Annotated in this window: 10 protein-coding genes and 1 pseudogene; 7 read left to right on the forward strand and 4 right to left on the reverse strand. The window is 44.9% G+C overall.

Annotated elements, in window-relative coordinates; genetic code table 11:
• The first annotated feature begins 54 nt into the window (after positions 1-54).
• The 4 genes from KUL49_RS16820 to KUL49_RS21300 all read left to right on the forward strand — a co-directional run bounded on the left by KUL49_RS16820 (position 55) and on the right by KUL49_RS21300 (position 2,262).
• Positions 55-693: a hypothetical protein gene (locus KUL49_RS16820; protein WP_014948754.1), complete on the forward strand. Its 639-nt coding sequence runs from the start codon at positions 55-57 to the stop codon at positions 691-693.
• Between the two features lie 294 nt (positions 694-987).
• Positions 988-1,446: a hypothetical protein gene (locus tag KUL49_RS16825; protein ID WP_014948755.1), complete on the forward strand. Its 459-nt coding sequence runs from the start codon at positions 988-990 to the stop codon at positions 1,444-1,446.
• A gap of 98 nt (positions 1,447-1,544) precedes the next feature.
• The gene (locus KUL49_RS16830) at positions 1,545-1,958 is read left to right on the forward strand and encodes a hypothetical protein (protein WP_014948756.1); all 414 of its coding nucleotides are present in this window, start codon (positions 1,545-1,547) and stop codon (positions 1,956-1,958) included.
• A gap of 178 nt (positions 1,959-2,136) precedes the next feature.
• Positions 2,137-2,262 carry a hypothetical protein gene (locus KUL49_RS21300; RefSeq protein ID WP_012517787.1) on the forward strand — a complete coding sequence of 42 codons (126 nt, stop codon included), beginning with the start codon at positions 2,137-2,139 and terminating at the stop codon, positions 2,260-2,262.
• A gap of 29 nt (positions 2,263-2,291) precedes the next feature.
• On the opposite strand, the gene smrB is transcribed toward KUL49_RS21300, so the two are convergent.
• Complete coding sequence (gene smrB, locus KUL49_RS16835; RefSeq protein ID WP_069943938.1) at positions 2,292-2,942, reverse strand: endonuclease SmrB; 651 nt, start codon at positions 2,940-2,942, stop codon at positions 2,292-2,294.
• Positions 2,943-3,094: 152 nt separating this feature from the next.
• Between smrB and prmB the strand changes: the two genes are divergently transcribed.
• The 3 genes and pseudogenes from prmB (at position 3,095) to KUL49_RS16850 (ending at position 6,509) form a co-directional block, all read left to right on the forward strand.
• Complete coding sequence (gene prmB / locus KUL49_RS16840; protein WP_039226525.1) at positions 3,095-4,030, forward strand: 50S ribosomal protein L3 N(5)-glutamine methyltransferase; 936 nt, start codon at positions 3,095-3,097, stop codon at positions 4,028-4,030.
• A gap of 9 nt (positions 4,031-4,039) precedes the next feature.
• The gene (gene aroC / locus KUL49_RS16845) at positions 4,040-5,137 is read left to right on the forward strand and encodes a chorismate synthase (protein ID WP_131138033.1); all 1,098 of its coding nucleotides are present in this window, start codon (positions 4,040-4,042) and stop codon (positions 5,135-5,137) included.
• Positions 5,138-5,290: 153 nt separating this feature from the next.
• Positions 5,291-6,509, forward strand: a pseudogene (locus tag KUL49_RS16850) (MFS transporter).
• Between the two features lie 28 nt (positions 6,510-6,537).
• Here KUL49_RS16850 and KUL49_RS16855 read toward each other — a convergent pair.
• From KUL49_RS16855 to KUL49_RS16865, 3 genes are all read right to left on the reverse strand, one after another.
• Positions 6,538-8,085 carry a SpoVR family protein gene (locus tag KUL49_RS16855; RefSeq protein WP_101563810.1) on the reverse strand — a complete coding sequence of 516 codons (1,548 nt, stop codon included), beginning with the start codon at positions 8,083-8,085 and terminating at the stop codon, positions 6,538-6,540.
• Between the two features lies 1 nt (position 8,086).
• The gene (locus tag KUL49_RS16860; protein WP_069943940.1) at positions 8,087-9,373 is read right to left on the reverse strand and encodes a YeaH/YhbH family protein; all 1,287 of its coding nucleotides are present in this window, start codon (positions 9,371-9,373) and stop codon (positions 8,087-8,089) included.
• 85 nt (positions 9,374-9,458) lie between these two features.
• The gene (locus KUL49_RS16865; protein ID WP_014975982.1) at positions 9,459-11,381 is read right to left on the reverse strand and encodes a PrkA family serine protein kinase; all 1,923 of its coding nucleotides are present in this window, start codon (positions 11,379-11,381) and stop codon (positions 9,459-9,461) included.
• Between the last annotated feature and the right edge of the window lie 191 nt (positions 11,382-11,572).

The raw sequence follows: 11,572 nt of genomic DNA on the forward strand, positions 1-11,572 counted from the left end.
TCGAAGGGTTCCAGGGAAACACACATTTTACTAGAACATTAGTTAAGACAAGCTATGAACCAAAAGTTCAAAAAATTGGTTGTTTTTTTATCAACTCTCATCGTTCTTTTTCCGCTGTTTATCGCTGGGTGTGCAACTACGCCTCCTAAAGACATCAGTAATTTGTGCGAAATATTCTACGAAAAGGACGATTGGTATGATGCAGCTGCTGATGCCCGCGATAAATGGGGTGTGCCTATACATGTTCCAATGGCCATGATGTATCAAGAAAGTTCCTTCCGCCACGATGCGCTTCCACCGCGTGATTACGTTTTCTTCGGGCTTATTCCCTGGGGGCGTGTTAGTTCGGCTTATGGCTATTCACAAGCGAAAACACCTACCTGGTCTGACTATATGAGAGAAACAGATAACAGTGGTGCGGATCGTGATGATTTCGAGGACGCTATCGACTTTATGGGATGGTTTATTTACAAGTCGCAAAAAGTGAACGGTATTTCTAAATGGGACGCCTACGCGCAATACCTTAACTATCACGAAGGATGGGGCGGGTACAAACGCAGAAGCTATGATAGAAAGCCGTGGCTAAAGAAAGTGGCGTCAAAAGTTAAAGCGCGCTCGCTGCGCTATGCTACGCAACTTAAAACCTGTGAGGAAGATCTCCAAAAAGGTTGGTTTATGAAGCTGTTTAGCTAAATTAAAGAAGCGAGAAAAAGCGACGTGATAGTCGCTTTTTTTATGCGTCTATGAACGTTGATTAAAATAAGTAGAAAAATATATTGAAGAAAAAAATTGAGGGATAGACGGGCGTCTATCCCTCAGCGACGCTAAGCCAAGACCGTTTTTTACCCAACGTCGAACAGGCATTTACAAGATAGTGTAAATGAGAATGATTTGCAATACCTTTTTTGTAAATTAATTCTATCCCTAAATATGCAACAAATTTATCTGGCCCTGATCTTGTTCTATACTTTTCAAGTGGAGGAACGTATGGATATAGACAAGTTTAGTGCGCATGGAGAGGTTCACGCTCATTTTCAAGCAGAGCAAAATATTCTGCATATAGACTTAGTAGGTCCGTTTAATCTTGAGTTCATGCAAAAGTATGAGCGTGTGGTTGGCGCACAAAGAAAGAATATTGATACACCGTGTTGGGGAAGCTTAGTAAATGTGCATGGTCTGGCACTTGCGCCCATGGAGGCTACTAACGCTGGTCAAGAAATTGTTAGTAAAGCCGTAGCATTGGGGCTAATTGCCACGGCAGTGGTGCTTCATGAACCAGAAGGTGTGGCAATGCAAAAGAAGTTTTGGTCTCGTGTTTATGAATCTTCAACACTAGCATTCGAATACTTTGACGACACTGCTCAGGCAACACTGTGGTTGAGTGAAAAAGTACTTGCTTGTCTGCAGGCCCACAATGTTAATCAGTTCAATAATGCCAGACGATAGCCATAACAGTCCTCACTAGGCGAACTCGCCATGTCTAAACTGATCTTTGCTCAGTGCTCCACTCTACCAATTGAATGAAGGCATAACAGGAGGTAGCCATGGTAGGTAGTCAGCATCAATACCGTTTTTTCAACGTCAACAATGTGCTATTTGATATACCAAGCAATGTATACGACGATAGCGTTGTCGACGGATGGTTTAGGAATATCGCAAGAGAGGGTCAGAAACTTGATAAGTGGGTAATTCTATCTATTCCCGACAAAAGTTTAACGATTACACATACTGCCGCATCTCAACTTTGCTCACGGCTTCCCTTTCTGAGAACGTATGGATGTTTGGGTTTTCTTTTGCTTGCGAACCATGTAAACGCCAAAATCTTTCAACACAGTCTTCGAGCAACACCCCCCAATTTTGATATACAAGTTAGTGAGTCGATGGAGCAGCTGTGCCGTAATGCGGAGGCGTTGCTTGGTTATGAGGGTAACCTGAACATATTCAATCGTTACAACTAAGTATGGCAAAGCCCCAATTGTGTTGGCGCGACAAATATGGGGATTGGTATTAACTGTATGTTGACCTGGATCAAATAATTAGGCCGACAGCTAACGACTAGAAATCGAATTTGATCTGGATCACATCCTCTATCTAACGCCTCTTCTACTATTTACTTAGTTGAAGAGGAGATTACTTATGTTGTGGACTATGATGAAAGACCCCGTAGTATGGGGCTCACTACTCGGTATAGGCATTATTGTAGCGATGATGATGTATTACACTTATTTGTTTATGCACAACAGTGCAGATGAAGACAAATAAGTCACCATGTATGGCTGTCCAGGTGCAAATTAACGCTTGTTGTTTTGAAGCGGTATGTCGATGAGTACCAATAGTGCTGCTTGTCCACCGTATTCGAGGGGCGCTTGATGAAATGCACGTACGTGTGGGTGCTGAACTAAGTAATGGGGCAGGGCGGCTTTTAGCACGCCCTGACCAAAACCATGCATTACACACACGCAATCTATCAGTTCTTTTCTTGCCGTGTGAATAAGTGCGGCAAGCTCGGCTTTTGCCATCTCTCGGGTAAGGCCATGTAAATCTAAAGTCATTTCTGGCGAGTAGTCGCCACGGCGCAGCTGCTTCAAAATATGCGTAGACTCACCTTCTTGGCAAAAGCGCATGGGCCCTTCTTGCGGCAACGCTGCTTGGTACATATCAGAAAAGTCGAAGCTTGCCGCTAATTGCTTACTGTGTTTTAGGTGTTTACCTTTTACCTGCTGCGACTTCTTAAATAACTCAACTTGCTTATCAGGCTCAACTTTATCTTGTGATAAAGGCGTCACTCCCTGCATTGCATCGGCAAATGAAAAGGTCTCTTCCTCGGTATTCGTAGACATATTTCCATTACGGGCGCCTTCCTGTCTCGCCTGACTGTTATGGCGATGAGGTTCAGAAAGTTGCTTCTTTAATGCTTTGAGTTCTTTTTTAAAGGTTTTCATCAACAACAGCTTGGGTAAATACACTCGAGTTTAACGATTCAAAACGCCTAAATTATAACGAATAGAAAGATTCGGTACGTAGTTAATTATGTGAATCGGTATGAAGTTTGGGTATGATACCAGCTTTGAAATTTTTGATGTACCCAAACGCCATGACCGATAAGTTTTACCTTGAAGAAGCCATTGAAGATCTGCATACCCTGTTAGATATGACACGATGGGCAACCAGCCGTTTTAACGATGCGGCTTTGTATTTTGGTCATGGTACTGACAATGCATGGGATGAAGCGACAAGCCTAGTTATGCAAGCCTTACATTTGCCTCATCCTATATTAGAGCAAGTTGGGGACAGCGTAATGACGTCTCGCTTAACGAAAAGCGAGCGAGAGAAGATTGCAGAGCTTGTTTTAAAGCGCGTGCAAACTCGCATGCCATTGCCTTATATCACAAACGAAGCTTGGTTCTGCGGTATGCCGTTCTACGTAGACGAGCGAGTGCTCATTCCTCGGTCTCCATTTGCTGAACTTATTCAAAAAGAGTTTGCGCCATTTGTAGAATCGACGCCTAACAGTATTCTTGATATGTGCACGGGCGGTGCGTGTATTGCTATTGCGCTTGCTCATGCATACCCAGAGGCGCAGGTAGATGCCGTAGATATCAGCACAGATGCATTGGAAGTGGCCGATATTAATATTCAGGAGCATGGTCTTAGTCACCGTGTTTATCCCATTCAGTCTGACCTGTTTTCAAGTTTAGAAGGGCAGAAATACGACCTTATCGTGTCTAATCCGCCTTATGTTGACGCAGAGGACATGGCTGACTTGCCTGAAGAGTATCACCACGAGCCTGAGCTTGCCCTTGCCGCAGGTGAAGACGGTCTGGAACTGGTTGATATCATGCTTAAAGAGGCGCCAACTTACCTTAATGACGGTGGCTGGTTATTCGTTGAAGTTGGAAATAGCGAAGTGCACATGAGCGAAAGGTTCCCCGGGTTAGAAGTGATTTGGCTTGAATTCGATAACGGTGGTTCAGGTATTTTCGCCGTGCGCAAAGACACACTAGTACAGTATTTTAGTAGTAAGGATTAATAGTTAATTATGTCAGGTAACAGCTTCGGAAAACTTTTCACTGTAACCACGTTTGGTGAAAGCCACGGCATTGCAATTGGCGGTGTAGTAGACGGTTGCCCTCCAGGACTTGAGATCACTGAAGAAGATCTTCAGGTTGATTTAGACAGACGTAAGCCCGGCACATCTCGTTATACTACGGCGCGAAGAGAAGACGATGAAGTACAAATTTTATCTGGCGTATTCGAAGGTAAAACTACTGGCACCAGTATTGGTTTATTGATTAAAAATAAAGATCAGCGAAGCCAAGATTACGGCAATATCAAGGACCGCTTTCGTCCAGGCCACGCTGACTATACCTACGATCAAAAGTACGGAAGCCGTGACTACCGCGGTGGTGGGCGTTCGTCTGCACGCGAAACGGCTATTCGCGTAGCCGCAGGTGGTATTGCGAAAAAGTACCTTAAAGAAGTGCACGGTATTGAGGTATTGGGCTATTTGTCTCAGCTTGGGCCGGTAAAAGTAGATAAGGTTGATCACAGCGTAACCAACACTAACCCGTTCTTCTGCCCAGATGAGTCTAAGTTAGATGCGCTGGACGAGTACATGCGTGACCTTAAAAAATCTGGTGACAGCATTGGCGCAAAAGTATCGGTGGTAGCGAAGAACGTGCCTGTAGGCCTTGGCGAGCCGGTTTTTGATAGGCTAGATGCTGAAATTGCCCACGCCATGATGGGTATTAATGCTGTAAAGGGCGTAGAAATTGGTGACGGTTTTGATGTAATCAACCAAAAAGGCAGTGAACACCGCGATACATTGACTCCTGACGGCTTTACCTCTAATCATGCAGGTGGCGTGCTCGGCGGCATCTCTACCGGCCAAGATATTGAAGTGCACATGGCACTTAAGCCCACCTCGAGTATTTCGGTGCCGGGTAAAACTATCAATAAAGACAATGAAGAAATTGATATCGTCACCAAAGGTCGCCACGACCCGTGTGTGGGTATCCGTGCTGTACCTATTGCTGAAGCCATGCTGGCACTGGTATTGATGGATCATCTGCTACGCCACCGCGCGCAAAATGCCGGTGTGCAATCGACCACGAAACCAATTGCGGGTCAGGCATAGCAGTCTTTTACATCGCAAGACCGCAATGCCAAGACTGCGACGTTAACGCGGATTAAAAATACACGCAGCATGAGCGCATGTTGCGCTAATTAATTTTATCATTCGCCACTGCCGGTTCTGCGCTAGTGGCGTTTTTGCATATGGAGATGTGAATTGTCACCAAATGGCCTAAACGATGCCAACAATACTGCGGCGAGTCCAGCAAGCAGCAAAACCGGCCTCTTTATTCTTGCTATCACCTACTGGCTTTACTTCGGTCAGCTTGGCGTGCTTGTGCCTTATTTAGGTATCTTCCTTGATGGGCGGGGATTTTCTTCTGCCGAAATCGGTGAACTTTTTGCTGTTATAACGCTAGCGCGTATTTTAGGGCCAGGCCTGTGGGCTGGCGTGGCCGATAAAACGGGTAATGCCATTGGCGTAATGCGTTTAGGCTGCTTGCTTACCGTACTGTCTTTCAGTTCGGTATTTTACTTCACCAGTTTTTGGGGACTTACGCTGGCTTTCGGATTAATGATGATGTTCTGGACAGCAGTATTGCCTCAGCTTGAAGTTATTACCATGAATACAGTGGCGAAAACCAAGGCTACCTATGGGCAAATAAGGCTATGGGGGAGTGTTGGCTTCATTTGTTTGACAGTAGGGGTGGGCAAAGCCCTAGATATTTTTTCTACCGATACCCCTGTGCACGCCAGTATTGGCGTACTTGCGCTCTTGTTTATAAGTACCTTGTTTATACGCGCGCCGAATGAAGCTGCACCTGAATCGTCTACGGCGGGAAGTATTTGGAAATACGCCAAACAAAAACCTTTCGCCATCTTTATATTCGCTTCAGCGTGCTTGCAAATTAGCTTTGGTGCGTATTACGGATTTTTTCGCACTTTACATGCGCGACCTTGATTACAGCGGCCAACAAACTGGCATCTTTATCGCGCTTGGGGTACTCGCCGAGGTGGGGATATTTCTTATTGCCCGCCGTCTAATTAGCCAGTTTGGCGTGTGGAATTTATTGTTTGTGAGCATCGCACTGACAGGGCTTCGCTGGTATGTCATGGCGGCATTCGCTGATAACTTTATGGTGATTGTGTTGAGTCAGCTTATTCATGCGTTAAGCTTTGGTTTAACGCATGCAGTATCGGTGCATTTTATCCATCAGTTCCTGCCGAAGGCGTATCAAAGCCGAGGGCAAGCGGTATACATCAGTATAGCGTTTGGATTAGGTGGCGCATTTGGAAACTACATGGCAGGGCAGCAGTGGCAGCAAGGCACTAACGCCTATGAGACGTTCGTTACCGCAGCCGTTTTTGCAGCAATAGGCGCACTGTCATTGTTACTGTGTTCCAGAAAAGAAATGGAAAGTGCAAAGGCGGCTTAAAATCTTGTTCTGATGGCTGACCGCAGGCTTACGCCTGCGGTGCACGTTTACACTCTGATATCACGTCAATACCATCATCACCATTGTCTTGCTCTAAACGTACATCAAATTTCCACAGACGGTGCAGGTGGCGCATAACTTCATCTTTTGAATCGCCTAGCGGAATTCCTCGCTGAGGAATATAGCGAAGAGTAAGCGAACGATCGCCCCTCACATCAACGTTATGTACCTGAATGTTGGGTTCTAAATTACTCAAATTGTATTGCGCAGACAGCTTCTCTTTAATAATTTGATAACCCATTTCGTCATGAATAGCGCTTACCGCAATAAAGGGCTTGGTGGTGTCATCTTCAAGGGTGAATAACTTAAAGTCGCGAATAACTTTAGGCGATAAAAACTGACTGATAAAACTTTCGTCTTTAAAATTTTCCATGGCGAAATGCACGGTCTCAAGCCAGTCTTTTCCCGCAATACTTGGAAGATATTTATAGTCTTCTTCAGTGGGAGACTGACACACCCGTTTAATATCCATGAACATGGAAAAGCCTAACGCATACGGATTGATGCCAGAGTAATAAGGGCTGTTGTACTCTGGCTGCATAACGACGCTTGAATGACTGTGCAAAAACTCCATCATGAAGCGGTCGCTGACCAAACCCTCGTCATACATCTCATTTAGAATGTGATAGTGCCAAAAACAGGCCCATCCTTCATTCATTACTTGAGTCTGCTTCTGCGGATAAAAATACTGCGAAACTTTCCGAACAATACGCACAATTTCACGTTGCCAAGGTTCAAGTAAAGGTGCGTTTTTTTCAATAAAATAAAGCAGGTTTTCTTGCGGTTCTTGTGGAAAACGAATTTTTTCTTTGTGTTTGCTATGCGGGCTATTTGGCAGGGTGCGCCAAAGCTCGTTCACTTGCGATTGCAGATAGGCCTCGCGCTCTTCTTGTCTGTTTTTCTCTTCTTGTAACGAAATTTTCTGCGGGCGTTTGTATCTGTCAACGCCGTAATTCATTAACGCGTGGCACGAGTCGAGCATATTTTCGACTTCATCAAATCCATATTTTTGTTCGCATTTAGCAATGTAGTTTTTAGCAAATACTAGGTAGTCGATGATAGAGCTGGCATCGGTCCAGGTTTTAAATAAGTAGTTGCCTTTGAAGAATGAGTTGTGACCGTAGCATGCGTGAGCCATCACCAGCGCTTGCATGGTAATGGTGTTCTCTTCCATTAAATACGCAATGCAGGGGTCAGAGTTAATGACGATTTCGTAAGCCAGCCCCATTTGTCCACGACGGTATTGTTGCTCAGTTTGAATAAACTTTTTGCCAAAGCTCCAGTGCGTGTAGTTAAGCGGCATGCCGATGCTGGCGTAAGCATCCATCATCTGCTCTGCGGTGATCACCTCAATTTGATTGGGATAGGTGTCTAACTTAAATTTTTTGGCGATGCGGTCGATGTGTTGCTCATACTCTTCGATAAGTGGAAACGTCCAGTCGGGCCCATCGCTTAATAAGTGGCGTTTTGATGTTTCAGGCTTGCTGTTTTCTTTTGCCATAGCGTCGGTTGTCATATTAGGCTCCTTGCTGCGCATCTTGTTCAGAGCGTTTGAATAGCTCTCTGAACACAGGATAGATGTCGGCCTGTGTTTGTATGTGCTTACATACAAAGTTGTCGTGAGTGGCGGCCACTTTCTCGTATTCTCGCCACAAACTTTGGTGCTGCCTCTCGGTTATTTCAATATAGGCATAGTAACGGGTTGCGGGTAGCAGTTTAGCGGTAAGCAAGTCACGACACTGCGGCGAGTCATCAGCCCAATTATCGCCATCTGACGCTTGTGCTGCATAGATATTCCAATTTCCATCGCTGTAGCGCTCGCGAACGACTTCATCCATTAGCTTCAATGCACTTGAAACAATAGTGCCGCCGGTTTCTTGAGAGTAGAAAAACTCGTGCTCGTCTACTTCTTTCGCTTGCGTGTGATGACGAATGTACACCACGTCTACGTTTTCGTAGGTTCGCGTTAAAAAGAGATACAGCAAGATATAAAACCGTTTAGCCATATCTTTGGTGGCTTGGTCCATAGAGCCAGATACATCCATTAAACAAAACATTACGGCTTTGCTTGAGGGAAGCGGGCGTTTGTCATAGTTCTTAAAGCGCAAATCGAAAGTATCAATAAAAGGCACTCGGGCTATTTTGGCTTTAAGTGCTTCAATTTCTTCTTTTAATGCATTTATGGCTAACGTATTGTCGTGCTTGTCTTCTACAAGCAGGGCAAGTTTTTCTTCAAGTTCTCTTAGTTTCTTTCTATCACTTCCGCTTAGGGCGATACGCCTTGCCACAGAGCCTTTAAGCGAGCGAACGATATCTAAATTACTTGGCACGCCATCGGTCTGATAACCTGCGCGATAGGTTTCGTATTGGGTGACTTTATCAAATTGATTTTTCTTTAAGTTGGGAAGCGCTAAATCTTCAAAAAGTAGGTCTAAATATTCGTCTTTGGATATAGAAAATACGAACTCATCTTGGCCTTCGCCTTCATTGCTAGCGTCGCCTTCGCCTGCGCCCTTGCCACCGCCGCCTGGCGGCCTATCAATTTTATCACCCGCTGTGAATTGGTCGTTGCCGGGGTGGACAATATCTCTACTGCCGCCGCGGCCGGTATGAAAAATAGGTTCAGAGATATCTCTGGCTGGAATGCTAATTTGCTCGCCAGAATCTAAATCGGTAACAGAACGTTTACCCACTGCATCAGAAACAGCGCGCTTTATCTGCTGTTTGTAACGCTTAATAAAGCGCTGGCGGTTTACCGTACTCTTACCTTTGCTGTTTAACCTTCGGTCAATAAAATGCGCCATACACACCTGCTTGTCTTGTTGTGAACTACAAATACCCGTGCTGAAGCACGCATTACACGCGCTTCAGCACCACATGCGTTTAGCGCTAAGACGCTTTACGTACGCGCAGGTACCATTCACACAGCAACCGAACTTGTTTTTGCGTATATCCCTTCTCGGTCATACGATTTACAAAGTCGTCGTGTTTTTTCTGCTCCTCTGCAGAGCCTTTGGTGTTAAAAGAAATAACCGGCAGTAAGTCTTCCGTGTTAGAGAACATTTTCTTCTCAATCACGGTGCGAAGTTTCTCGTAACTGGTCCATGCTGGGTTTTTGCCGCCGTTATTTGCACGGGCTCTCAAAACAAAGTTAACGATTTCGTTACGGAAGTCTTTCGGATTACTTATTCCTGCAGGCTTCTCTGTTTTTTCTAGCTCAGCATTCAGTGACGCTCTGTCGAACAGCTGTCCGGTTTCTGGGTCGCGATACTCTTGGTCTTGGATCCAGAAATCAGCATAGGTTACATAGCGGTCAAACAGGTTTTGCCCATATTCAGAATACGATTCTAAGTAAGCCGTTTGAATCTCTTTACCAATGAATTCCACGTAGCGAGGAATGAGGTAGCCTTTCAAAAACTCCAAATACTTATCAGCGGTTTCTTGAGGGAACTGCTCCCGTTCAATTTGACGCTCCAGTACATAAAACAAATGGACTGGGTTTGCCGCCACTTCTTGATGATCGAAGTTAAAAACCCTGGAGAGAATCTTAAATGCAAAGCGGGTGGATAACCCTTCCATGCCTTCATCGACACCGGCGTAGTCGCGGTACTCTTGATAAGACTTGGCTTTCGGGTCGGTGTCTTTTAGGCTCTCGCCATCATACACGCGCATTTTAGAAAATAGACTGGAGTTCTCTGGCTCTTTCAAGCGCGATAACACAGTAAACTGCGCTAAACACTCTAGCGTGTCTGGCGCACAGGGCGCGCCGTTAAGCTCGCTGCTGTCTAGTAACTTTTTGTAGATCTTAATTTCTTCACGTACTCGCAAACAGTACGGTACTTTTACAATATAGACACGGTCTAGGAAGGCTTCGTTATTCTTATTGTTTCTAAACGATTGCCACTCAGACTCATTTGAGTGCGCAAGTATAAGTCCATCGAAGGGAAGGGCAGAGAAGCCCTCTGTTGGGTTGTAGTTACCCTCTTGAGTTGCGGTTAATAGTGGATGCAGCACCTTAATCGGTGCTTTGAACATCTCCACAAATTCCATTAAGCCTTGATTGGCCTTACATAGTGAACCTGAATAACTGTAAGCATCAGGGTCGTTTTGTGCGTATTGTTCTAAGCGGCGAATATCAACTTTACCCACCAAAGATGAAATATCTTGGTTGTTTTCGTCACCGGGTTCGGTTTTAGCGATACCCACCTGGTCGAGCACTGACGGATAAACGCGAACCACCTTAAACTGGGTAATATCGCCATTGAATTCATGCAGGCGTTTGCGTGCCCACGGCGACATGATGGTTTTTAAGTAGCGCTTAGGAATGCCGTACTCTTTTTGTAAAATGTCGCCATCTTCTTTGACATCAAACAGACAGAATGGATGGTCGTTAACAGGCGAGCCTTTCAGCATGTAAATAGGTACGTGCTGCATCAGTTCTTTAAGTCTCTCTGCCAGAGACGATTTACCGCCACCCACTGGGCCGAGCAAATAGAGAATTTGTTTCTTCTCTTCAAGACCTTGTGCGGCGTGTTTAAGGTAAGAAACGATTTGTTCTATGGCCTCTTCCATGCCATAGAATTCTGAAAAAGCTGGATAACGAGAAATAACGCGGTTTGAGAAAATGCGGCTAAGTGCCGGGTCGTTGGCAGTGTCGATTAATTCAGGCTCACCAATAGCTTGTAGCAAACGTTCTGCTGCATTTGCATAAGCGGTTTGATCCTCTTTACAAATTTCAAGGAACTCCCCAATGGTGAACTCTTCCTGTTTTCGCTCTTCATAGCGACTTTGATAGTGTTCAAAAATACCCATGAATACCCCTTAAATACGGAACCCCGTAATTTCAGCTTAGTAGGTATTTGGGAAAACGATAGTAATTATTGTGTATAGTTTTTAATCTTTTCGTCTAATGAAAAATGCAACTTTAATAAGAATTTAGTGTCACTTAATGAACAACAGTGCACAAAAAAGCCCCGCTTGGAAGCGGGGCTTTTTATAACTGA

Origin of the sequence: Alteromonas sp. KUL17, from assembly GCF_006538305.1 — a bacterium.
GTDB classification, from domain to species: Bacteria; Pseudomonadota; Gammaproteobacteria; order Enterobacterales; family Alteromonadaceae; genus Alteromonas; species Alteromonas macleodii.